Below are 22,323 nucleotides of genomic sequence, written 5' to 3' on the forward strand. Positions count from 1 at the left end.
TCTCTCATAACAAAACGCTAAAACACCGTTCCGGCCTATGGCCTCCACTGGACGCCCAAAGCTCCGCTTCTTTTGTGCATTTGCTTCGCAAATTGTTGCACAAAAGCAGCTCCACTTTGTGCGCCGTTTAGCTATGCGTTATGTGGCCCCTTGGGTCATGAATATTACTTAAATGTATAAATGGCGAAAATGAAATTATTGGTATTAGTTTTAAAAATTATTGGGGTTATTCCAATTTTCATAGCCTTGATGGCTTTTGGTAGTGATCTTCTACCAGTAGGCGGAGTTCATTTTGGCGGTAACGAATCAATAGGTGGTAAGCACAAGTTTTATAAAATAGTACCAGCAGACGGTGTAAATCCTATTTATGTTGGTGTTACATTCTTAGTTGTTGGTGCCTGTTTAATTGGGGTATCTGCGCAAATAAAAAAATATTTGGTAAAGTAGCGTGGCACATAACAAAACGCTAAAACACCGTTCCGGGCTATGGCCTCCACTGGACGCCCAAAGCTCCGCTTCTTTTGTGCATTTGCTTCGCAAATTATTGCACAAAAGCAGCTCCACTTTGCGCGCCGTTTAGCTCTGCGTTATATTTTACCTAGATAAAGGAAGTGTAAGTGAGAAGAGTAATATTTTTTGTTTTAGCTATTTTTCTATCTATTAATAGCTTTGCTGGTGGTTGGACCGCGAAAGTAAAAATTGAAGGCGTTTACATTCTTAATGAGAATACAGGAATAATAAAACTGTCTAGTTTTAACGATCCTGAAGGTTGTTGGAAAACAAAACCTGGAAATGATATCGACGCTGGGCATGTCTATTTTGATCCTTCAGAGAAAAAATCATGGTACTCATTGATTTTGGCTACTTATATGGCACAAAAAGATGTAAAAATATATGTGTCTGGCGGATGTCAAGAAGTTTGGTCAGGTACTGGTTTTGCAAAGATGAGTCATTTTCGCAGTTACTAAAAATATAACCATCCGCTGCACCGGACAACCTTTGCTACGCTCAATTGTGTATGTCGCGGTGCTCCATTTTACACAATTGCTCTCCGCAAAGGTTGCCGGTGAGCTCAGCGTTATGAACTACCAGCTAGGTATCGCCAAGGTCAACATTAAGGCCTAAGTTTTGTATGTTTGTATTTGCTATGGAATGGCTATTTTCCTCTGTTTTTCACTTCCATTCCATTTATAAAAGTACTAGGCTAAACGCAATTTTGCCGAGTGTTGGCTTAGCCGTTTTATCGTTTCTACTTAAAGCGCAGAAGGTTGGTGCTATAGCTGTGGCTTTAATGCAACGCGGCTATAAGTGAAATCAAAAGCATGTATGGGTTACTAATCTATTTGGTTGGTAATAAAAATTTAAGGTAAAGCAGGTGTTATTGGTGGTCTCTCATAACAAAACGCTAAAACACCGTTCCGGCCTTCGGCCTCCACTGGACGCCCAAAGCTCCGCTTGTTTGTGCATTTGCTTCGCAAATTGTTGCACAAACCAGCTCCACTTTGTGCGCCGTTTAGCTCTGCGTTATGAGCTACCAGCTAGTTATCGCCAAGGTCAGTTTTAAGGCCTAAATTGGAATTGTTTTTTTAAGTGCTATGGAATGGCTATCTCCCTTTGATTTCCACTTTCATTCCATTTAAAAAAGTAATAGGCTAAAGCCAATTACAACGTGCTTTCGTAGCCCTTGGTTGGCAGTTTTAATCCGGTTTAACTAAATTGTAAAAACACACAAATTAGTTAAACCTCGTTGGTGTTAGTCATCAAGAGTGTGCCTGTTGGGTAAATAGTCTTCAGGCTCGTATTATTTTGTTGGCTTTTGAGCAACGCTGCTTTAAGTAAGGTCAAAAGCATCTATGGGTTACTAATCAATTTGGTTGGTATTAAAAAATAAGGTGTTGCAGGTGCGGTTAGTGGTCTCTCATAACAAAACGCTAAAACACCGTTCCGGCCTGTGGCCTCCACTGGACGCCCAAAGCTCCGCTTATTTTGTGCATTTGCTTCGCAAATTATTGCACAAAAGCAGCTCCACTTTGTGCGCCGTTTAGCTCTGCGTTATGAGCTACCAGTTAGGTATCGCCAAGGTCAGTTTTAAGGCCTAAATTGGAATTGTTTTTTTAGGTGCTATGGAATGGCTATCTCCCTTTGATTTCCACTTTCATTTCATTTAGAAAAGTAATAGGCTAAAGCCAATTACAACGTGCTTTCGTAGCCCTTAGTTGGCAGTTTTAATCCGGTTTAACTAAATTGTAAAAACACACAAATTAGCTAAACCTCTTGGTGCTAGTCATCAAGCTTGTGCCTGTTTGGTAAATAGTCCTCAGGTTCGTATTATTTTATTGGCTTTTGGGCAACGCTGTATAAGTAAGGTCAAAAGCATATTTGGGTTACTAATCTATTTGGTTGGTATTAAAAAATAAGGTGTTGCAGGTGGGGTGAGTGGTCTCTCATAACAAAACGCTAAAACACCGTTCCGGCCTTCGGCCTCCACTGGACGCCCAAAGCTCCGCTTGTTTGTGCATTTGCTTCGCAAATTGTTGCACAAACCAGCTCCACTTTGTGCGCCGTTTAGCTCTGCGTTATACGTAAAAATGAACGAAGAAACTCTACAGTACTTAGAAGCAAACTCACTAACTTCATTTATGAACAAAACGAAGTGGAATGAACTTGCCAATGGTCTTACATCTAACGAGCAATTTGAACCTGTTGTTAGTATCAAAATCTTGAGAGAGAAAGAGGCTTCCGGTTTTTCCTTACTGGATTGGGAGTGGGTAAAGCATGGAAATTCTAGCTGTATTGAGTGGATCGAAATAGACCCGATAAAACGAGAATCAATCGGAAGATTAGTGAAACCGAGAGAAACCGATTATTCGGAATTCGTATTGAGTGTTTTACTAAAGTTCAATATACCGTATTCGGTTAATGGTAATAATTATTTGGTGCGGGGATATGCAAGCGCTAATAATCAGCCAAAAAACGTATAACAATTCGCTCAAACACCGTTCCGGCCTACGGCCTCCACTGGACGCCCAAAGCTCCGCTTGTTTGTGCATTTGCTTCGCAAATTTTCGCACAAACCAGCTCCACTTTGTGCGCCGTTTAGCTATGCGTTATGTTTAAGTCGGCATGAACCAAATAAAAGACAATTGGCTATTTTACTCAGCGGGTATAGTGGTATTTTTATTGTTGCTCCGCTGGTTTGTCGTTTCTTCGTATCCGGTTCAGCTAGTTAATGAAGTTTACGAATGCAATTTGTCAATTTGCAAATATGAATTTGATCTTTTAAATAATTCAAGCCAGATTCAGAGCGGTGAGGTTTGGGTTAAGACCTATAGGAAAGGTGGCATTAAGTCTGACGTTTCGTTAGAAATCGTAGTAGAGCGTTACAGTTTGGCGGCCTATAGCAAACAAACTTTTCAAGGCTCAATCAATAGTGCTGGAGTAGTTGAAACACTTAGGTTTATTCATGCTAGTAAATAAACATAACAAAACGCTAAAACACCGTTCCGGCCTGCGGCCTCCACTGGACGCCCAAAGCTCCGCTTGTTTGTGCATTTGCTTCGCAAATTATTGCACAAACCAGCTCCACTTTGTGCGCCGTTTAGCTATGCGTTATATTTTCACCTATGAATAAACTTATCGTTTTGCTGCTACTTATTTCTAGTAATTCTTTTTCAATAGAAGATAATAATCGTTGTGCGAGCGAAAATGTAAGAGAAAAGCTTATTTCCGAAATATCTATTAGTAAATCGAGCCTCAGTAGCGGAACTATGGGGGTTGAGGTTTCGTTTCCAGAAGCTTATGAGGGCCTACCCTTCAATTTTACTTATTTGGTGTATAGTGCTGAAGGCGAAGAGGCACTTAGAGTCCCAATCAAAGATGAATCGCTTTCGGTTAGACCGAGTATCTATTTTACGGTAAATGAAAAACGTGCCGAATCTTTAGAGCTCGTTACTTTATATCGTAAGCAGTATCAAGAGGCTGCTTTTCATGTTCCGTACTGTGAAATTAACTTTAAAATATAACAAGGCGCATCAAGCACGCCACTTCGTGGCTGGACCTCCACTGCGTCGCTTGTTTTGTGGTTTAACGCTTACGCTACCACAAAACAACCAACTACGTTCCGGCCCTTGTGCGCGGCGTTATGCAAACTAAACCATGAATCAAGATAAAGTATTAGCCACTATAAAATCAAAATTTGACTTGGGTTATATCGTAGTTCTTGAAAGCGGAGAGGAAGCTCAGTTACGCGTTCTTGAGCAAAAAGGAAGAGAGCTTGAGTTCCATATTGCAGGCACTGAAGAAAAGCTCTATGGACAGCAAATTCTTGTATATATTACATATCGTGATGAAAGGTACTGCTCCGTAAGTCAGTTCTCACCAGCTGAAAGAGAAGAGCGAGAGGGACTCGAAAAGAAGAAAAAATATGCAAGGGAGACTTGTAAGGTTGGTGGCAGACATATTGTGGAGATAGAAAATGACTACGAGTGGGGATATCTATGTAGTGAAGTAAGTGGTTTTCTATCTGGAGCTATTAAAAAGCCAGCTCCATTACTAGTAGTTGGTCAAGTGATTGAAGCGGTAATAATAGGTAAAAACAAAAATGGGGCTCCGTACATGGAGGTCTATAATTCTAGCAATGCATAACAATTCGCTCAAACACCGTTTCGGCCTACGGCCTCCACTGGACGCCCAAAGTTCCGCTCGCTTGTGCATTTGCTTCGCAAATTTTCGCACAAACCAGCTCCACTTTGTGCGCCGTTTAGCTATGCGTTATGTGTAAGAAATAGTATGGGACCAAAAACTAAAGAGTTAGTAGAAGTTCTTGATCAATTGATCATTATCCTTGATGAAGATGAGATCGAAAATTGGGCTTCATACATGAGTCGGGCGCGGGAACTAATAGTCGCATCTGATTTTAGTGGTGTGGAGCGCGTGCTAAATGCATATGGCGGAATGGGTTCGTTTAATGATATTTCACTTAAAAAAATTACAAAGAAAAACTGTAATTTCAGCAAGCTTCATAATCGGGCATGGGAATTGTCCAAAGAGATTAGTCGCGCTCAATGAGCTATACACATAACAATACGCTAAAACACCGTTTCGGCCTGCGGCCTCCACTGGACGCCCAAAGCTCCGCTTGTTTGTGCATTTGCTTCGCAAATTGTTGCACAAACCAGCTCCACTTTGTGCGCCGTTTAGCTATGCGTTAAATTTCTTTTAATAGGATCGTTCATGGAAAATATAATTCTTGAGGCACCCAGTGGGGATGCGGTTGTAGGTTTTAAGCAGGTTGACGGATCAATATGCGATTATACATTTAATGTATCGGAAGATGGTGTGGTGCTAAATTACGTCAATTGTACAGCTGAAATATCGAAAACTGAGGATGGGGATCCCATAGCTGTGGATAGTGCTGGTACTGAATGGCCGTTTCTGGTTGTACGTGACCACACTATAATCTAGTGAAGAGTGTTGCTTGTAAAAAATTTAACAAGGCCCACCAGGCTCAGCCGCTTCGCGGCTTGGACCTCCGTTCCGGCGCTCGTTTTGTGCTTTTCGCTACGCTGGCACAAAACGTTCGCCTCCACTACGGCCCCTGTGGGCGGCGTTATGTTTAATCAGGTATATCAAGTATGTCATTAGCCCGGCATGGAAATCGTGTTATAAAGCTAAGCGGGGTAGTGTCACTCGTCACTTTATTGGGGTTTGTTTTATCTTGCTTGGTATCAATGCCGACAGCAAGCCTGTTAGTGGTTGGGGTAGTGTTGGCGGTATTTAATTTTTTATGTTTGGTTTTAAATTGGAGGTTTAACGGAGTATTTTACTTCATATATCTAATTCCGTTTATCGGACTAAGTATCTCGTTCCCCAACGGAATATTGGAAATATTGCAGTTATTTACTCTGGCTTATGGAGTTGCAATGGCGGCCGTATTTATATTAAAACCATTTATAGTAAAATATTTAGCGGCCAAAACATAACAAAACGCTAAAACACCGTTACGGCCTTTGGCCTCCACTGGACGCCCAAAGCTCCGCTTCTTTTGTGCATTTGCTTCGCAAATTCTTGCACAAAAGCAGCTCCACTTTGTGCGCCGTTTAGCTCTGCGTTAGGTGAGTCTGTGAAAGCTTGTCTCGTATTTGTTTTACTCTGTATTTGTTCTTGCTCAAGCAATAACGAGCTCAAGGTGGTTAATGATTTCTTTGATCTCTACTCAGAATACTCTAGGGATAATACGGAGGTAAAAATAAAAAGATGTACGCATAATGAGTATGTTAATAATTTTCATTGTGCTCCAAATGGAAAATCAAACAAGAATGGTTGTCTCGAACAAAACCTATTGAGTCAATGTCAATTTATATTGAGCGTTAGCAATGATGGGTGTCATTATACGGTTCTCAATGCTTTAGCATGCGAAAGTGGTATTTGTAAAAATATTTATGAATTTTATGGTGTTAATGTATGCAACTATTGCCGTACACACCTAACAAAACGCTAAAACACCGTTCCGGCCTGTGGCCTCCACTGGACGCCCAAAGCTCCGCTTGTTTGTGCATTTGCTTCGCAAATTGTTGCACAAGCCAGCTCCACTTTGTGCGCCGCTTAGCTCTGCGTTATGCACACACCATTCAATCAGGAATCCTAATGAAATTAAAGTCTATATTTTTATTGTTTGTTGCAATAATTGCAAATATTTCCAACGCAGGCGAGATGGTAACTTTGCCACTAAAAACCGAATTTGATTTGAAGGAAATAGAGTGGTTTAAAGCCGAAGGCTCGGCATCTATTACTGGAGAAGCAAGTTTGACTCTTAAAAATGGTACTATTTTAAATTGTAGCGGATATAGTATCGAGTTAATTCCTACATCAAAATATGCTGATGAACGAATATTTTTAACATATGGTAATAATGAATTTGGAAAAGTATATATTGAAGACAATCCACCAAAGTTCTCGCCTGATGCTCCTGAGTATCATTCAACTGTTAGAAAAACCATCTGTAACAGTGAAGGAGTTTTTAATTTCAGGAGTTTACCTGAAGGCAGTTACTATTTATTTGCTTTTTTATTCCCGCAAACGAAGAGTTCTGAAGATAGTACGAGAATTGAGGGTGGGGCTTTAATGCGTAAAGTCACTCTTCAAGAAAAAGAATATAAGAAGATCGAACTATTTAAGTAAGCTTGCATAACAATACGCTAAAACACCGTTTCGGCCTGCGGCCTCCACTGGACGCCCAAAGCTCCGCTTCTTTTGAGCATTTGCTTCGCAAATTTTCGCACAAAAGCAGCTCCACTTTGTGCGCCGTTTAGCTCTGCGTTATGTGCAAATCATGAAATGAAAGTATTCGATTTATTAAAGTGGATAATATGGCTTCCTGTACTAGCAATAGGTGTGGGAATCGCATTCTTTTCGCAGTTGCTTGAAAGGAGAATCAAAAGAAGTCGAGAGGAAGTGGAAGCTGTATTACTTAAAATGGAATCGGGAGTTGTAAGTGACGACCTTTGGGATGATTTCTTAAGTGTTCCAATTTTCGATAAGCAGCTCGATAAAGTCAGAGAGCGTGTAGAGGTTCTTTGGGCGTACGAAGATTTTCAAACAAAAAACGAAGATGGGTGCTACGTTTTGAACGAAAAAGGCCTGTTAGAACTCAGAGAGATACTTGGTGAACTTAGCAGTACATAACAAAAAGCTGCACCTGACAAATATTGCTACGCTCGTTTTTGTGTATGTCGCGTAGCTCCATTTTACACAAAAACGAGCGTAGCAATATTTGCAGGTGAGCTTGGCGTTAGGGCTCCCGTGTTGCGAGAGTTAGAATTATGAAATTAAAATTTATTGTAATTATATTACTTATAATCGTTTCACCATTTACGCGTGCCCAAGATACAGTTGGAATAATGCAAACGTTTTGCGAGCTACAAGATGGAAATAGCATGAAAACATACTGTTATTCTTATATTTCCGGAGTAATAGATGTTCAATCTTCATTTGGGTTAACTCACAAGAGTGAAACAATCTATACATGCTTTCCGGAGGGGGTTACCGCGCGGCAAGGTGCTGCAATATTTGTAAAATGGGCAAAGGAAAATCCAGAGCAGCATCATAAGCTCGCTCATTTTGGCGTAATAGAAAGTTTGAGAAGTGTATTTCCCTGTGGTCTCAAAAATTAGCCCTAACAAAAAGCTGCACCTGACATTTTTTGCTACGCTCAATTGTGTATGTCGCGTAGCTCCATTTTACACAATTGCTCTCCGCAAAAACTGCAGGTGAGCTTGGCGTTATGAGCTACCAGCTAGATGTCGCCAAGGTCGGTTTTAAGGCTTAAATTTAGGTTAATTTGAATGTGCTATGGAATGGCTTTTTCCTCGGTTTTTCACTTCCATTCCATTTGAAAAAGTACTAGGCTAAACACAATTTTAGCGAGTATTTTCTTGGCTGTTTTGCAATTCCTACTTAAAGCGCAGAAGGTTGGTACTACTGCTTTGGCTTTAAGGCAACGCGGCTATAAGCAAAATCAAAAGCATGTATGGGTTACTAATCAATTTAATAGGTAATAAAATATTTAAGGTGTTGCAGGTATGGTTCGTGGTCTCTCATAACAAAACGCTAAAACACCGTTCCGGCCTGCGGCCTCCACTGGACGCCCAAAGCTCCGCTTCTTTTGTGCATTTGCTTCGCAAATTTTCGCACAAAAGCAGCTCCACTTTGTGCGCCGTTTAGCTCTGCGTTACATGTAATCACTATGTCCGAAAAATATTGGCAATATCGCACTTGTAAAAATTGTGGTTTTGAAGAGCAGAGGGAAAATGAAAAACTTGTTGCTGCATTTGAATCAACAAGGAAGTGGGAGAGTATGTGTCCTAATTGCGGAGTGAAAAACGTAGAGCGTGCAGGATGGGCTATACCTGATTTAGATAGCGAATTACTTAGAGTGTGGGGAAAGGACGAAAGCCTACAATTTGACCAGCAAGATGAAGATATACTGCTAGCGGAAGAAGACAATATCGAGTTGCTTTTAAATGGCGTTGATTCAAAAGAATTACTCCATTCTAAAAGGTCAACATTGTTAGCTGCTTTATGCGTACTAGTTTATGATCATACTCCTGAAGGCGATGAGGAAGATCCAGATGTTAAACCGGAAATCTCTGCAAAAGTTACAGCAGAACTCAAAGATCGTATGCATCTCTTTAATGAATTGGATACAGTTTATATTTCTGAATATATTAAAGAGGTTGTGTATCCAAGGCTTGGCATTCCTCTGGCAAACATGTAACAATTTTGTCAGCAGGACATTTTTTGCTACGCTTCGTTTTGCGGTGGCTTCGCCACTTTAACGCAAAACTCCACTAGACAAAAAATGCCTGTTACAAAAGCGTTATGAGCTACCAGCTAGGTATCGCCAAGGTCGGTTTTAAAGTTTAAATATAGGTTAATTTGAATGTGCTATGGAATGGCTATCTTCCTTTGATTTTCACTTCCATTCCATTTGTAAAAGTAATAGGCTAAAGCCAATTACAACGTGCTTTCGTAGCCTTTGGTTGGCAGTTTTAATCCGGTTTAACTAAATTGTAAAAACACACAAATTAGTTAAACCTCGTTGGTGCTAGTCATCAAGAGTGTGCCTGTTAGGTAAATAGTCTTCAGGTTCGTATTATTTTGTTGGCTTTTTGGCAACGCTGCTTTAAGTAAGGTCAAAAGCATCTATGGGTTACTAATCAATTTGGTTGGTATAAAAAAATAAGGTGTTGCAGGTGCAGTTAGTGGTCTCTCATAACAAAACGCTAAAACACCGTTCCGGCCTGCGGCCTCCACTGGACGCCCAAAGCTCCGCTTGTTTGTGCATTTGCTTCGCAAATTATTGCACAAGCCAGCTCCACTTTGTGCGCCGTTTAGCTCTGCGTTATGTGCCTAAAGAGTTCACGTTAAAAATGAAAATTATATTTTTTATTCTGGTTATATTCTCCTCGGTTGATTTGTTAGCGAATGAATCTTATGTAGAGCGCTGGACTATGAGTAATGGGCTTGAGTGCTCAATAACTTTTGATTCGTCACATGAGCTTCGGTTGAGTACACATTGGGATGGCAATGGTGACCCACCAATAAAAATTAGTGAAGCCAAAAAGATAGTAAGTGATTGGGTTGCGAACGAATATCAAGGGAAGGTGTCAGAAGAAATTGTTCGTTATAGTTTAAGCTCGTATCGTGCTGAAGGCTTTAAAACTAATCAGTGGCTTTATAATATTAGTTTCGTGAAATTCCGTGGTGGTGAACCTGATCCAGATTTCAACGAAAATATTGTTGTTCTGATGGATGGTAGTACTTTAAGTAAACGGTGTAGAATCAAAGGCACATAACAAGTTTGTCAACAGGACATTTTTTGCTACGCTCCGTTTTGCGGTGGCTTCGCCATTTTACCGCAAAACTCCACTACACAAAAAATGCCTGTTACAAAGGCGTTATGAGCTACCAGCTAGGTATCGCCAAGGTCGGTTTTAAAGTTTAAATATAGGTAAATTTGAATGTGCTATGGAATGGCTATCTTCCTTTGATTTTCACTTCCATTCCATTTATAAAAGTAATAGGCTAAAGCCAATTACAACGTGCTTTCGTAGCCCTTGGTTGGCAGTTTTAATCCGGTTTAACTAAATTGTAAAAACACACAAATTAGTTAAACCTCGTTGGTGCTAGTCATCAAGTGTGTTCCTGTTGGGTAAATAGTCTTCAGGCTCGTATTATTTTGTTGGCTTTTGAGCAACGCTGCTTTAAGTAAGGTCAAAAGCATCTATGGGTTACTAATCTATTTGGTTGGTATTAAAAAATAAGGTGTTGCAGGTGCGGTTAGTGGTCTCTCATAACAAAACGCTAAAACACCGTTCCGGCCTGCGGCCTCCACTGGACGCCCAAAGCTCCGCTTCTTTTGTGCATTTGCTTCGCAAATTATTGTACAAAAGCGGCTCCACTTTGCGCGCCGTTTAGCTCTGCGTTATGGTTTGTATGAAAATGGACGATTGACGATGTTGGTAGGGTTAGCGATTTCATTTATGGCATTGATAGGTTTTGTATTCGCCATTGTCCTATTGTTAGCGGCTGCAATCAGATATGGAGTATTTCTATTTTCTACTAGGCAATCTACTTCGAGAGCCAAGCATGCAATTAGTTACATATTCTTTAAAGATCAATCTGATGATTTATCAATAGCAAAATTGTTTTATCTGTCGGTTTTTTTGTCTGTATTAGCCATTACAATGATCAGCATATTGGGCGGGTAAATTATTGGCTTCTAAGCACAAAAACCATAACAATACGCTAAAACACCGTTTCGGCCTGCGGCCTCCACTGGACGCCCAAAGCTCCGCTTCTTTTGTGCATTTGCTTCGCAAATTTTCGCACAAAAGCAGCTCTACTTTGTGCGCCGTTTAGCTATGCGTTATGAGCCCAGCACCGCTTGGATATGATATAAATGAAGAAGAAACGAAGAATACTAGCCATAAGAATCACATTGCTTATTGGAACTATCATTTCACTATTCTTCGTGCCATGGATTTTAGTAAAGGCTTGGATTTTACCGTTACCCGATACAGTTCAAGAGCAGGTGGATGAGGCTATTGGACACGGATTTGATGGCATGATTGTTTATGTGGACGAAGCAGGAAAACCTCCAGCGTTTTACACCGGTGGCTGGAAAGATCGAGAAAATAAAAAATCAGCAGACGCAAATTCCTTATTCAAAATTGCCAGTATTAGCAAATTGTATACGGCGGTAGCTGTAACAAAATTGGTCAAAGAAAAGCGATTATCCCTCGACGCACCCCTTGTAGATTACCTTCCAGAACTTAGAGGAAGAATCGCAAATTCAGAACAAATTACCTTAAAAATGATGGTTCAACATAGATCTGGAATTCCCAATTTCACAGATAATCCTGATTATTGGGAAAACGAACAGCAAAATGGTCATGCAGCCCTTGATTTTGCGCTCGACTTACCGCCGAGTTTTGAGCCCGACGAAGGTTATCAATATTCCAATACTAATTATTTGCTGCTTCGCAACATCATGGATGAGGTATTAGGATATAGCCACCAGCAATATATTAAGGAAAAAATATTGATCCCCCTCGAATTGAATAACACTTATTTTTCAATAAAGGAAGTTGACCTTGATGATGTAATGAGTGGGTATTACGTTGGACATGAGGAAGATTTTAAAGCTCGCGAGTATGGAATGTTAGCTACGGCAGAGGATGTGGGTATCTTCTTGCGTGCCTTAAACGATGGCTCAGTATTTGAAGAAGGAGAAGAGGAAATCTATCCTTATGTCTACGATCATGGAGGTTTGGTTGTCGGCTATCAGAGCCTCGCAAAATACAACAAAGATCTAGATGCGGTAGTGGTTCAATTTATTAATACGACGGATTTTAACGGATATGAATGGAATTTATCTGAAATTATAATTAACCGTATTATTAAAATACTGAGCAGAAAAAACTCATAACAAGTTTGTCAACCTGAACCAAATTACTACGCGGTTTTGTGTTCGCTGCGCTTTTAACACAAAGCCGCTCCGCAATTCGGTCCGGTTACAAAAGCGTTATGAGCTACCAGCTAGGTATAGCCAAGGTCGGTTTTAAGGTTTAAATATAGGTAAATTTGAATGTGCTATGGAATGGCTATCTTCCTTTGATTTTCACTTCCATTCCATTTGTAAAAGTAATAGGCTAAAGCCAATTACAACGTGCTTTCGTAGCCCTTGGTTGGCAGTTTTAATCCGGTTTAACTAAATTGTAAAAACACACAAATTAGTTAAACCTCGTTGGTGCTAGTCATCAAATATGTTCCTGTTGGGTAAATAGTCTTCAGGCTCGTATTATCTTGTTGGCTTTTGAGCAACGCTGCTTTAAGTAAGGACAAAAGCATCTATGGGATTACTAATCAATTTGGTTGGTATTAAAAAATAAGGTGTTGCAGGTGCAGTTAGTGGTCTCTCATAACAAAACGCTAAAACACCGTTCCGGCCTGCGGCCTCCGCTGGACGCCCAAAGCTCCGCTTCTTTTGTGCATTTGCTTTGCAAATTATTGCACAAAAGCAGCTCCACTTTGTGCGCCGTTTAGCTCTGCGTTATGCATAAAAAGGTACCGTTTGGTGGACGACTTATATAGCTTTAAATTAAGCAAAGCGGAGCTAGAAAAAATAAATAAAGATGAGCGAGCATTCTTTTTTGCTCTTGGTCATGTTGCGAATGAGATAACCATCTTGAGTAAGCAGACGGTTTGGTGTGAGAATAAAGTCGCCGTTGAAGATTATGACCGAAAAGCTCAAATAACAATGTCGCTATTTAATTATAGGATGCTTGCTGGAAAGCTAAACGAGGCTAACGAACTTATAAGGAAGTCCTTCCTGTCGAAACCATACTCCAAAATCTATATAGAAAAATTTAATGATGAGGCTAGTTCCAGCCTGGCTAAAATCAAGAAATATTTTGGATCTAAAAATGTCGTTAATATTATAAGAAACAATCACGCATTTCATTATTTGCAGGGTAATTACAATAGTTCATCGGACCAACTTCCAGAAGAGTTCGAAATGTTCATGCATAAATCACAGGGCAATTCGTTGTTCTATGCATCTGAAGAAATTGCTTTTAATTCGATGATGAATTCATTTCAGGAGAATGACTTATCTATCGATTTTGGTGAAGTGATAGATGAGCTTATAGCTATTTCCAAGATGATTATGTCGTTTTGCTACCAGTTTATTAATGCCTTTGTTACTGATTTTCATAGAGAAATAGTGAGTGATGAAATAAAGTCTATCAAAATAATAGATGCCACAAGATTTTTAGATGTCAGTATTCCTTGGTATGTAGAAATTGAAAAAGCATAACAAAGCAAATCAAAATCGCCAGCAAGCTGGCTGGACTCGCTACGCTCGCCTTTGTTTGCGGCGTTAGGCATAAATAGAATTTATAGTTTTATCAAAAAGGAGAAGTAAAATGAAAAAAAAGGGTATATCAATAATCGCTGGTACTTTACTTGGTCTGTCAAGTAGCATTGCTAATGCTTTGTTAATTGACCCATCTGATGATGGATCCATTTACAGTAACGGTAACGTATCAGATTCTGCATATCTAATGGCTAGCGGGTCAATTCAGGCTGTCGTAGAGTTTTCACTGAGTGGAGTTGGGAGCAGTGTTAGTAGTGCACAATTATCCCTCAACCCATACGGCTTGCCTTTATGGGACAAGACAGTAGATATATTTGGTTTTTCAAGTAATGATGGAATACTAACCTCATCAGATTATAACGCAGGTACTTTACTTGGGACGCTGACTCTGCGTGATGATTTGACCTACGGTGAAGATTCATTCTTTGATGTTACCGGTTTTATAAATTCTGTATCTAGCAGTTACGTTGGTTTCAATTTAAGAACTACTGGCACTGATGTGTTTAGTTCTCTTGAATACAATTATGGTCACTCTGCGCAGTTAAATGTTGAAAATGTAGACGTTCCAGAACCTTCAACATTAGCCATTATGCTATTAGGTTTAGGTGGTATTTTCACCACTAGATTCAAAAAAGCCTAACAAGTTGCTCCAGTCGGATTGCGGTGAACTGTCACCTCGTTTGCTACGCAGCGCGGCAAACAAGCCGCCAGTTCACCGCAACCGCTGAGCAAAGCGTTATGCTCGGCCATAGTTTATGAGAATTACCACAATAGTATTTATTTACTTTATGTTAAGCGGATGCGCTCACAAAGTCTTTGACGTTTCTTCTCATCCATATTTTTCTAATTACTCTGGTAATACTTTAAGCACTCAACGGGATGCGAAATTGTGCTTAAACATTGATGATAAGAACCACTTTACGTTTCGGCGCGTAAAGCTCGTCTCTGCAAGTGAGTGGTGCAGCTTTGAGGAATTAGCTATTATCCCTGCAGGTTCGACCGTATATGTTGAAGGAGTCAAAGAATACTGGGTTCCCTTTAGAGGTAGTCATTGGGTTGCTCTTGGTGTCGTAACAATTGCTGGTCAAACTTATAAATTTGAATTTATCTATGGTTACTTTAGTATTATTCGTGCTCCATGGGAAAACGATGAAGAACCTATTAGTAAGGCGGTACCGAAACAGTCAAAAGCATAACAATACGCTAAAACACCGTTTCGGCCTTCGGCCTACACTGGACGCCCAATGCTACGCTTGTTTTGTGCATTTGCTTCGCAAATTGTCGCACAAAACCAGCTACACATAGTGCGCCGTTTAGCTCTGCGTTATGAGCTACCAGCTAGGTATCGCCAAGGTCGGTTTTAAGGTTTAAATTTAGATTAATTTGTATGCGCTATGGAATGGCTTTTTCCTCGGTTTTTCACTTCCATTCCATCTGAAAAGGTACTAGGCTAAACGCAATTTTAGCGAGTATTTTCTTCGCTTTTTTGCAATTCCTACTTAAAGCGCAGAAGGTTGGTGCTACAGCTGTGGCTTTAATGCAACGCGGCTATAAGTAAAATCAAAAGCATGTATGGGTTACTAATCTATTTGGTTGGTAATAAAAATTTAAGGTAAAGCAGGTGTTATTGGTGGTCTCTCATAACAAAACGCTAAAACACCGTTCCGGCCTTCGGCCTCCACTGGACGCCCAAAGCTCCGCTTGTTTGTGCATTTGCTTCGCAAATTGTTGCACAAACCAGCTCCACTTTGTGCGCCGTTTAGCTCTGCGTTATGTGTGAATAGAAAAAATGAAAGTCGAACTGATAGAGAAAGATAGCCTAATTTATCAAAAAGCCTTAATGCTTCGATATGACCTATTTTTCAAAGAGCATAACTTGCCCTTTGAAATTCTCAAAGACGAAAACGAGGATAAAAGCTTCCATCTAGCCGCGTTCAATGAAGAATCTTTAGTGGGTTACAGCCGTCTTACTCGCTTCAGTCGTGATAGCTTTCAAATATCACAAATGGTTGTGTCGTCGAATTTTCAAGGTAAGGGTTGTGGTAGCCAAATGCTTTCAAAACTTATACAACTTGCACTAGGCCAAGGTGCAAAGAAAATATCATTAAATGCACGTAAATCGGCAATAGGTCTTTATGCTAGGCAAGGCTTTAATTGTGTAGGGGCGTATTTTTTCTCAAAACGTACAGGCGTTCAGCATATACAAATGGTTTACCATGCAAACACATAACAAGGCGCATCAAGCACGCCACTTCGTGGCTGGACCTCCACTGCGTCGCTTGTTTCGTGGCTTAACGCTTACGCTACCACAAAACAAGCAACTACGTTCCGGCCCTTGTGCGCGGCGTTATCACTAAAAGGACTCCGAGAAATGGAAAATATTCATATAGATAATTTCAAAGCAGCTATATCTAACTCAGAAAAGGCGATATACCTATCCTTCCTAATAGCTGTTTTTGTCTGGACAATTGCGCAATCACAGGCATTGAACGATTTTAACTTGCCAATACTGGGTTTTAATGTGGAAGCTAAAAAAGGGGTCCTAATTGTAATGTTGCTATATATGGCTCTAGGTGCGCAATCAACGTACTGCTTAAAAGTAGCAAAAGACAACATGAAAAAAATCAATTGCCCATATATACGTAGCGCGTTACTGATGTCTCCTTCGGTTCTAAACGGAGCTCTGCCAATACGAATATTGGCTGTTGTGGCTCCATTTATGGTACTTTTTTCAGCGATGTACATGGCTTTCGCTGGCCATGTTGGGCTTTCTTTTTTAGTGGCAGGTATATATTCAATATTCCATTTTGTCGCCGCAAGTTATTCTATTGAGGTAAAGTGATAACAATACGCTAAAACACCGTTTCGGCCTGTGGCCTCCACTGGACGCCCAAAGCTCCGCTTCTTTTGTGCATTTGCTTCGCAAATTTTCGCACAAAAGCAGCTCCACTTTGCGCGCCGTTTAGCTCTGCGTTATACGTAACTACAGATGAAGAGAAAACTGGAAGTAGAAGCTTTTAAGGAAGTGAGGAAAGTGGTTCATACATGGAAGCCAATAGCCTGGGCCGCTTACGATGATGATGAACCAGATTTAGACCCATCAGACCCAGATTATGAATCAGCTAAATCGATGTTGGAAGATGAACTTAATAGTACGATTAAATCTATTGTTAAGCAGCTTCATCGAGTAAAAACAGAAAACGATATGATATTTACACTTCATCGAGCGTTTACAGAGCTTGATAATAGAGTTGCGAAGATAGACTGTACTAAATATGGTAAAGACCTATTTTATACTTTAAAAAAAGTTGGAGCCATTTAGCGAGGTTACGTATAACAATACGCTAAAACACCGTTCCGGCCTTTGGCCTCCACTGGACGCCCAAAGCTCCGCTTGTTTGTGCATTTGCTTCGCAAATTTTCGCACAAACCAGCTCCACTTTGTGCGCCGTTTAGCTATGCGTTATGCGTCAATTCCAATAAAGGAGATAAAAATGAAGTTATGGAAACTGGTGGTAATTTCTTTAGTGTTGTTTGGGGCTGCTTGCTCTGACCGAACCACTAATGAATTAGAGCAGCCCAAAGAGACAAGTGGTGCGTTTCCCACTTTGCCTACGTCGTCGCACGAAGTTGTAACGTTATCTGGGAAAATGTCATTTTGGATGTACGAAGGGGACGCTGGTTGTTATGGGGCAATTACTGACGGCATAAATGAAATTCAGCTATGGGTTAATGTAGAAAAATGCGGAGATCGAGAATACGCAGAAAATGAAGCTGTATCGGTAGATGTAACTTTTAATAGCGATAACCAGTATGGTCCAGGTAAAACATACACCATCATTGCATTTAATTAATGCATAACAATACGTGTCAGTCGGACAGTTTGTTCCGTGGCTCTTTTTGTACTAGGCGCTACGCTAGCACAAAACGCCACTCCACAAACTGCCGCTGCACTCTGCGTTATGAGCTACCAGCTAGGTATCGCCAAGGTCGGTTTTAAGGTTTAAATTTAGGTTAATTTGTATGCGCTATGGAATGGCTTTTTCCTCGGTTTTTCACTTCCATTCCATCTGAAAAAGTACTAGGCTAAACGCAATTTTAGCGAGTATTTTCTTCGCTTTTTTGCAATTCCTGCTTAAAGCGCAGAAGGTTGGTGCTACTGCTTTGGTGTAAAGGCAACGCGGCTATAAGTAAAATCAAAAGCATGTATGGGTTACTAATCAATTTAGTTGGTAATAAAATATTTAAGGTGTTGTAGGTATGGTTCGTGGTCTCTCATAACAAAACGCTAAAACACCGTTCCGGCCTGTGGCCTCCACTGGACGCCCAAAGCTCCGCTTCTTTTGTGCATTTGCTTCGCAAACTTTCGCACAAAAGCAGCTCCACTTTGTGCGCCGTTTAGCTCTGCGTTCTGTGGCACCAAGAGTTTAAGTATGACAGGTCTAAATCACGATTTTCTTGTTATCGATAGTGAGAGCTTTTCTATCGATAATTATGAAGAATATAAGCAGAGCGATTACGTAGAAATTCATGATGATCTACTTAGTTATTTTGCTGACACTCTCGCTTGGCTTTCTTCATATAATCCGTGTATGGAAGAAGAAGCTACAGGTTTATGTTGGTATGGCCCAACGATAATTAAGTGCGAGAGTGCATCTAAGTTAAAATCAATACTGTCTGGGTGGTTACAAATACTATATGAAGCACCTGATATAGTTTCCTTAAAGGGAAGTTGGTCTTGGATTGAAGGAGAATCTCAGGATTCTGGAAGCTATGAAAAGCTGACTTTCAGTAAAAATGAGTTAGTTGTAAAACTAAAGAAATTGATATCTTTCTGTGAGTTGGTGAGAAGCAGCGGTGGTAATAAATGCTTACTTCATATCGGCATCTAGCACAGAACAAGTTGCTCCATTTGACGCAGCGGTCTACGTTCCTTTTGTGCCTTCGCTACGCTCATTGTTGCACAAAATCCACTACAACCGCTGCGCAAATGAGCAAAGCGTTATACACCCACATGCAGTTGAATACTTACAAATAGAAGCAAAGGACACACTCAGTTGAACAGTTTAAAACTAATAATCATCGTATGTATTTGCGCCTTAGCTGTACCGGTTATCGCGCTTGAAAGAGTTATCGGAACCAAAGTACAAATTGAACCACCTAGCTATCTAGAACCGACCGATCAATTTCCTGGCTTTGTAGATAGAGAATACGGTACATCTATTATGATTACTGAGATTCCAGGTCCCTTCACCAAAGTTTCACAGGGGCTTAATAAGAGCGAGTTAGCTAAACAAGGCATGACTGTAATTAGCAAGAAATCAATTAAGCTTGGGCAACAAGATGCTATATTGATTCGTGCTAGTCAAATAGCTTATGAGATTGCATTCTTAAAATGGATGATTGCATTTGGAGACGAAAACGAGTCTGTTCTAGTTACCGGTAGCTATCAAGAAGAATTAGACGAATCTCTTTCTGGAAAGATAAAAGAAACTATTTTATCGGTTAGATGGGCGAAAAACCAAGAAGTCGATATATTCGAAGGGCTAACATTTCGAATAAGTGAGACTAAAAACCTGAAAATTGCGGAAAAAATGGGAAACGCCATTATCCTTAACGTTGAAGGTCAAGTTCCGCAAATATCGGATATACAACCATATGCGATTATTGCCTCCTCATTTAACGATAATTTTAAAATAGACAACAAATTGGAGTATGCAAAAAAGCGGCTGAAGTCTATTAATAGCTTAAAAGATATAGAGATTGTTAGCGCCAAGGAAACCAAGTTAAGTAACGAGGACGCTATTGTTATCCTAGCCAATGCAATTGAAGGTAAATCTGGAAATGATAAATTTGTTTACTTTTCAATGGTGTACGCACACGGCGCATATTATGTAATGTATGCCGTATCCGAGAAAAAGGATAAGAACGAGTACGTAGGTGAATTTAAAAAACTTATTGATAGCTTCACTCTAAAAATATAATTCGTCAGGTATAACAAGTTTGTCCATTTGACGTTTTGGTCTATGCTCCGTTTTGGGGTGGCTACGCCACTTTACCCCAAAACTCCACTACAACCAAAACGCAAATGACAAAGGCGTTAGCTTCACGGAGCAAGTATGAAGTCACGAGCAAGGTCAATGCTTGATAAATCAATTGCGGCAATGCTCTCTGCAATTGAAATATATAATAAGCCTGACTTTAACTATCGGGAAGAGACATTCTCGGTGCTTTGTATTAATGCATGGGAGTTGCTACTGAAAGCTAAGGTTCTTCAGCTTGCTAGAAACCAAGTTACAAGTTTGTACGTCTGGGAATACCGAGAATTAAAGGCTGGCGGAAAGTCCAAGAAAAAATATATAAAAAATAATCGCGCTGGAAATCCGATGTCAGTAAGCCTCTTTGAAGCTCACAGAATAATTACAGAAGAGTACGGCGTAAAAATAAACAATGCGGTAAAAACTAATATAGCTACCCTTGCGGAGATACGTGACAACTCAATACATTTCATTAATGACGACCTTTCTTTATCTATTAAGGTTCAGGAAATCGGTACTGCTTCATTACAAAATTATTTGCATTTGGTGCAAGAGTGGTTTGGTCCCGTTTTAGATAAATACAACTTTTATCTTATGCCCATGGCATTCTTTAGGGGATTTGATTCTGTAAATGGTGAAACCCTTAATGCATCGGAGAAAAACCTCTTAAAGTATATTAAATCTGTAGAAAAAGAGTACGACAATGAGGCGCTTTCTGATTACAACTTGTCGCTGAGAATTGATGTAAACTTCAAAAAAGTTAAAAGCGGATCAGGTATCCCCGTTCAAATAACTAATGATGCAAAAGCCCCTGTCGTGAGGCTTGCAGAAGAAGAGATAATGGATAAGTACCCATGGGATTACGACGTTTTAACAACCCGACTGAAAAAGCGTTATTCGGATTTTAAGGCAAACGCCGAGTACCATTCAATTCGAAAATCCCATGAGAACAATGAAAAGTATTGCCACCAACGGTTATATAATCCATCAAACCCAAATAGTGGAAGCAAGGCGTACTTTAACCCTAATATACTGAAAGAATTTGACAAGCATTATACAAAGCAAAGCTAACAAACGGCTGCACCGGACAAATTTTCGCTGTCACCTTTTGTGCAAAAATACGCACAAAAGCCGCCATCAAAAATTTGCTCGGTGAGCCGGGCGTTATACGCCTGGTCGGCTTTAGTGAATATTAAAAAGGATTGGAAATGGATGTTAATAATTTGAATCAAGCTAATCCTCTGGGGCTTGAACCGAAAAGGGAAAAATCAGGAAGTGACACATTCCGAAAGTACAACTATCAATATCATTGGGCGTTCTGCCGCATCTTGGATGAGCATGAGGCTGGAAATGAGTTTGCTCTTTTTATTGAAGAGCACGAAGACGTTACTATTGCTGACTCACTTGATGTTAGCGAAACAGCGTTTGAACTGAATCAAGTTAAAGAGACATCCAAGAGACATACAATTCACAGCCTGACCAGCGTGTCCAAGGGTGAGTCCAAGTCCTTAATTGAGAAGTTAGCAGAGAGTTGTTGTGATAAGTCATATTCTCAGAGAATATCTAAAGTGAATTTTGTCTCAACTGGAGGTTACAGCTTTAATATCCATAAAAAAGGATATAGTTTTGAAGTAATTGGCTCTGGCGAGCTAAGCAATGAAGAAGTTAAAAAGGTAGAAGATACCATTTCAAACATATCTGGAGCCGAAGGTTTTATTCCTAAGTTAGCTTTTGTTATACCATCTTTACCTGAAAGAGGTTTTGATCTTGTTGTTGAAGGAAAAATTAGCTCGTTAATAAGCAAGATTGCCCCCGGACTAAAATACGATGCAAATTCTATATATGAATGTGTAATACGAGACCTCAACAGAAAAGGCGAGAATAGCTTTGACTATAAAAATTGGAATGACGCTCTTAAAAGAAAAGCCATAACTAGTGGACAATTATCTGAAGTTATCGAGCAGCATATTGGCCGAAAGCCAGATGAGAATATAGTTTCTGAGGTGATTCAAATCCTTAATGATGAATATTCATTAAAATCTTTAGCTAGAAGAAATGTTGTTAATGGATTTAATCGATACTATACGAGAAAGATTTCAAGCAGGGATTCAATTGTAAAAGAAGTTTCAAGCGATATTGTCAGATGCATAGAAAACAATGCTAAAAATCATACCAATGCGCGCGATCTAGAAGTTGATGTGAAGAAAGAATTAAGTGAAAAAACATTGGGTTTTTTTCAAACCCAAGAGGATATAACAGGCGCTTTCTTATATGAGCTTTTAGAGGGTGTTAAAATATGAGTGATGCTAAGTTTGATTATAAGAAATTAATTAGAAGTTTAAGGGA

25 protein-coding genes are annotated in these 22,323 nt (G+C 39.9%); all 25 read left to right on the forward strand.

The genetic code is table 11. The features are described from left to right. Window positions 1-189: 189 nt before the first annotated feature. The 25 genes from SDE_RS02245 to SDE_RS02390 all read left to right on the forward strand — a co-directional run bounded on the left by SDE_RS02245 (window position 190) and on the right by SDE_RS02390 (window position 22,277). Window positions 190-447, forward strand: a complete 258-nt coding sequence (locus tag SDE_RS02245) for a hypothetical protein (protein WP_041324049.1) — start codon at window positions 190-192, stop codon at window positions 445-447. A gap of 170 nt (window positions 448-617) precedes the next feature. Beyond that, complete coding sequence (locus SDE_RS02250; RefSeq protein WP_011466915.1) at window positions 618-968, forward strand: hypothetical protein; 351 nt, start codon at window positions 618-620, stop codon at window positions 966-968. 1,620 nt (window positions 969-2,588) lie between these two features. Then, entirely contained in the window at window positions 2,589-2,981 is a 393-nt protein-coding gene (locus SDE_RS22790; RefSeq protein ID WP_011466916.1) for a DUF6678 family protein, read from the forward strand. A gap of 142 nt (window positions 2,982-3,123) precedes the next feature. Further along, on the forward strand, window positions 3,124-3,477 hold the full coding sequence (locus tag SDE_RS22795) for a hypothetical protein (RefSeq protein WP_041324052.1): 354 nt from the start codon (window positions 3,124-3,126) through the stop codon (window positions 3,475-3,477). Window positions 3,478-3,623: 146 nt separating this feature from the next. Then, window positions 3,624-4,022, forward strand: coding sequence for a hypothetical protein (locus SDE_RS02270; protein ID WP_011466917.1), 399 nt, complete (start codon window positions 3,624-3,626; stop codon window positions 4,020-4,022). 133 nt (window positions 4,023-4,155) lie between these two features. Continuing rightward, window positions 4,156-4,644: a hypothetical protein gene (locus tag SDE_RS02275; RefSeq protein WP_011466918.1), complete on the forward strand. Its 489-nt coding sequence runs from the start codon at window positions 4,156-4,158 to the stop codon at window positions 4,642-4,644. Between the two features lie 144 nt (window positions 4,645-4,788). Then, a complete protein-coding gene (locus tag SDE_RS22800; RefSeq protein WP_041324054.1) occupies window positions 4,789-5,067 on the forward strand; it encodes a DUF6966 domain-containing protein in 279 nt (92 codons plus the stop codon). A 165-nt stretch (window positions 5,068-5,232) separates the two neighbouring features. Beyond that, window positions 5,233-5,463: a hypothetical protein gene (locus SDE_RS02285; RefSeq protein WP_041324055.1), complete on the forward strand. Its 231-nt coding sequence runs from the start codon at window positions 5,233-5,235 to the stop codon at window positions 5,461-5,463. A 1,182-nt stretch (window positions 5,464-6,645) separates the two neighbouring features. After that, complete coding sequence (locus SDE_RS02300; RefSeq protein WP_041324061.1) at window positions 6,646-7,179, forward strand: hypothetical protein; 534 nt, start codon at window positions 6,646-6,648, stop codon at window positions 7,177-7,179. A 156-nt stretch (window positions 7,180-7,335) separates the two neighbouring features. Next, on the forward strand, window positions 7,336-7,683 hold the full coding sequence (locus SDE_RS22805; protein ID WP_011466920.1) for a hypothetical protein: 348 nt from the start codon (window positions 7,336-7,338) through the stop codon (window positions 7,681-7,683). A 137-nt stretch (window positions 7,684-7,820) separates the two neighbouring features. Continuing rightward, window positions 7,821-8,171, forward strand: a complete 351-nt coding sequence (locus SDE_RS02310) for a Rap1a/Tai family immunity protein (RefSeq protein ID WP_041324062.1) — start codon at window positions 7,821-7,823, stop codon at window positions 8,169-8,171. Window positions 8,172-8,743: 572 nt separating this feature from the next. Then, window positions 8,744-9,274: a hypothetical protein gene (locus tag SDE_RS02320; RefSeq protein ID WP_041324065.1), complete on the forward strand. Its 531-nt coding sequence runs from the start codon at window positions 8,744-8,746 to the stop codon at window positions 9,272-9,274. A 655-nt stretch (window positions 9,275-9,929) separates the two neighbouring features. Beyond that, window positions 9,930-10,355, forward strand: coding sequence for a hypothetical protein (locus SDE_RS22810; protein ID WP_041324067.1), 426 nt, complete (start codon window positions 9,930-9,932; stop codon window positions 10,353-10,355). A gap of 1,106 nt (window positions 10,356-11,461) precedes the next feature. Next, window positions 11,462-12,490: a serine hydrolase domain-containing protein gene (locus tag SDE_RS02335; RefSeq protein ID WP_011466923.1), complete on the forward strand. Its 1,029-nt coding sequence runs from the start codon at window positions 11,462-11,464 to the stop codon at window positions 12,488-12,490. 648 nt (window positions 12,491-13,138) lie between these two features. Beyond that, window positions 13,139-13,879 (forward strand): hypothetical protein, encoded by a 741-nt coding sequence (locus SDE_RS02340; RefSeq protein WP_011466924.1) that lies wholly within the window; start codon window positions 13,139-13,141, stop codon window positions 13,877-13,879. 109 nt (window positions 13,880-13,988) lie between these two features. After that, window positions 13,989-14,579 carry a PEP-CTERM sorting domain-containing protein gene (locus tag SDE_RS02345; RefSeq protein ID WP_011466925.1) on the forward strand — a complete coding sequence of 197 codons (591 nt, stop codon included), beginning with the start codon at window positions 13,989-13,991 and terminating at the stop codon, window positions 14,577-14,579. A 115-nt stretch (window positions 14,580-14,694) separates the two neighbouring features. Then, complete coding sequence (locus tag SDE_RS02350; protein WP_011466926.1) at window positions 14,695-15,135, forward strand: hypothetical protein; 441 nt, start codon at window positions 14,695-14,697, stop codon at window positions 15,133-15,135. A gap of 593 nt (window positions 15,136-15,728) precedes the next feature. Further along, window positions 15,729-16,169, forward strand: a complete 441-nt coding sequence (locus SDE_RS02355; RefSeq protein ID WP_011466927.1) for a GNAT family N-acetyltransferase — start codon at window positions 15,729-15,731, stop codon at window positions 16,167-16,169. 141 nt (window positions 16,170-16,310) lie between these two features. Next, window positions 16,311-16,781, forward strand: a complete 471-nt coding sequence (locus SDE_RS02360) for a hypothetical protein (protein ID WP_041324071.1) — start codon at window positions 16,311-16,313, stop codon at window positions 16,779-16,781. Between the two features lie 147 nt (window positions 16,782-16,928). Beyond that, window positions 16,929-17,261: a hypothetical protein gene (locus SDE_RS02365; protein WP_011466928.1), complete on the forward strand. Its 333-nt coding sequence runs from the start codon at window positions 16,929-16,931 to the stop codon at window positions 17,259-17,261. Window positions 17,262-17,433: 172 nt separating this feature from the next. After that, window positions 17,434-17,793, forward strand: a complete 360-nt coding sequence (locus tag SDE_RS02370) for a hypothetical protein (RefSeq protein ID WP_011466929.1) — start codon at window positions 17,434-17,436, stop codon at window positions 17,791-17,793. Window positions 17,794-18,372: 579 nt separating this feature from the next. Continuing rightward, window positions 18,373-18,831, forward strand: coding sequence for a hypothetical protein (locus tag SDE_RS22815; RefSeq protein ID WP_011466930.1), 459 nt, complete (start codon window positions 18,373-18,375; stop codon window positions 18,829-18,831). 165 nt (window positions 18,832-18,996) lie between these two features. Then, window positions 18,997-19,923: a hypothetical protein gene (locus SDE_RS02380; protein WP_011466931.1), complete on the forward strand. Its 927-nt coding sequence runs from the start codon at window positions 18,997-18,999 to the stop codon at window positions 19,921-19,923. 135 nt (window positions 19,924-20,058) lie between these two features. Continuing rightward, the gene (locus tag SDE_RS02385) at window positions 20,059-21,048 is read left to right on the forward strand and encodes a DUF3644 domain-containing protein (RefSeq protein ID WP_011466932.1); all 990 of its coding nucleotides are present in this window, start codon (window positions 20,059-20,061) and stop codon (window positions 21,046-21,048) included. A 137-nt stretch (window positions 21,049-21,185) separates the two neighbouring features. After that, window positions 21,186-22,277 (forward strand): DUF4297 domain-containing protein, encoded by a 1,092-nt coding sequence (locus tag SDE_RS02390; RefSeq protein WP_011466933.1) that lies wholly within the window; start codon window positions 21,186-21,188, stop codon window positions 22,275-22,277. The last annotated feature ends 46 nt before the right edge of the window (window positions 22,278-22,323 follow it).

Source organism: Saccharophagus degradans 2-40, assembly GCF_000013665.1.
GTDB classification, from domain to species: Bacteria; Pseudomonadota; Gammaproteobacteria; order Pseudomonadales; family Cellvibrionaceae; genus Saccharophagus; species Saccharophagus degradans.

Excerpts from the sequence above, each read along its gene's own strand:
- SDE_RS02245 (WP_041324049.1), top strand. The coding sequence starts at position 190 with ATGAAATTATTGGTATTAGTTTTAAAAATTATTGGGGTTATTCCAATT.
- SDE_RS22790 (WP_011466916.1), top strand. The coding sequence starts at position 2,589 with ATGAACGAAGAAACTCTACAGTACTTAGAAGCAAACTCACTAACTTCA.
- SDE_RS22795 (WP_041324052.1), top strand. The coding sequence starts at position 3,124 with ATGAACCAAATAAAAGACAATTGGCTATTTTACTCAGCGGGTATAGTG.
- SDE_RS02270 (WP_011466917.1), top strand. The coding sequence starts at position 3,624 with ATGAATAAACTTATCGTTTTGCTGCTACTTATTTCTAGTAATTCTTTT.
- SDE_RS02275 (WP_011466918.1), top strand. The coding sequence starts at position 4,156 with ATGAATCAAGATAAAGTATTAGCCACTATAAAATCAAAATTTGACTTG.
- SDE_RS22800 (WP_041324054.1), top strand. The coding sequence starts at position 4,789 with ATGGGACCAAAAACTAAAGAGTTAGTAGAAGTTCTTGATCAATTGATC.
- SDE_RS02285 (WP_041324055.1), top strand. The coding sequence starts at position 5,233 with ATGGAAAATATAATTCTTGAGGCACCCAGTGGGGATGCGGTTGTAGGT.
- SDE_RS02300 (WP_041324061.1), top strand. The coding sequence starts at position 6,646 with ATGAAATTAAAGTCTATATTTTTATTGTTTGTTGCAATAATTGCAAAT.
- SDE_RS22805 (WP_011466920.1), top strand. The coding sequence starts at position 7,336 with ATGAAAGTATTCGATTTATTAAAGTGGATAATATGGCTTCCTGTACTA.
- SDE_RS02310 (WP_041324062.1), top strand. The coding sequence starts at position 7,821 with ATGAAATTAAAATTTATTGTAATTATATTACTTATAATCGTTTCACCA.
- SDE_RS02320 (WP_041324065.1), top strand. The coding sequence starts at position 8,744 with ATGTCCGAAAAATATTGGCAATATCGCACTTGTAAAAATTGTGGTTTT.
- SDE_RS22810 (WP_041324067.1), top strand. The coding sequence starts at position 9,930 with ATGAAAATTATATTTTTTATTCTGGTTATATTCTCCTCGGTTGATTTG.
- SDE_RS02335 (WP_011466923.1), top strand. The coding sequence starts at position 11,462 with ATGAAGAAGAAACGAAGAATACTAGCCATAAGAATCACATTGCTTATT.
- SDE_RS02345 (WP_011466925.1), top strand. The coding sequence starts at position 13,989 with ATGAAAAAAAAGGGTATATCAATAATCGCTGGTACTTTACTTGGTCTG.
- SDE_RS02350 (WP_011466926.1), top strand. The coding sequence starts at position 14,695 with ATGAGAATTACCACAATAGTATTTATTTACTTTATGTTAAGCGGATGC.
- SDE_RS02355 (WP_011466927.1), top strand. The coding sequence starts at position 15,729 with ATGAAAGTCGAACTGATAGAGAAAGATAGCCTAATTTATCAAAAAGCC.
- SDE_RS02360 (WP_041324071.1), top strand. The coding sequence starts at position 16,311 with ATGGAAAATATTCATATAGATAATTTCAAAGCAGCTATATCTAACTCA.
- SDE_RS02365 (WP_011466928.1), top strand. The coding sequence starts at position 16,929 with ATGAAGAGAAAACTGGAAGTAGAAGCTTTTAAGGAAGTGAGGAAAGTG.
- SDE_RS02370 (WP_011466929.1), top strand. The coding sequence starts at position 17,434 with ATGAAGTTATGGAAACTGGTGGTAATTTCTTTAGTGTTGTTTGGGGCT.
- SDE_RS22815 (WP_011466930.1), top strand. The coding sequence starts at position 18,373 with ATGACAGGTCTAAATCACGATTTTCTTGTTATCGATAGTGAGAGCTTT.
- SDE_RS02385 (WP_011466932.1), top strand. The coding sequence starts at position 20,059 with ATGAAGTCACGAGCAAGGTCAATGCTTGATAAATCAATTGCGGCAATG.
- SDE_RS02390 (WP_011466933.1), top strand. The coding sequence starts at position 21,186 with ATGGATGTTAATAATTTGAATCAAGCTAATCCTCTGGGGCTTGAACCG.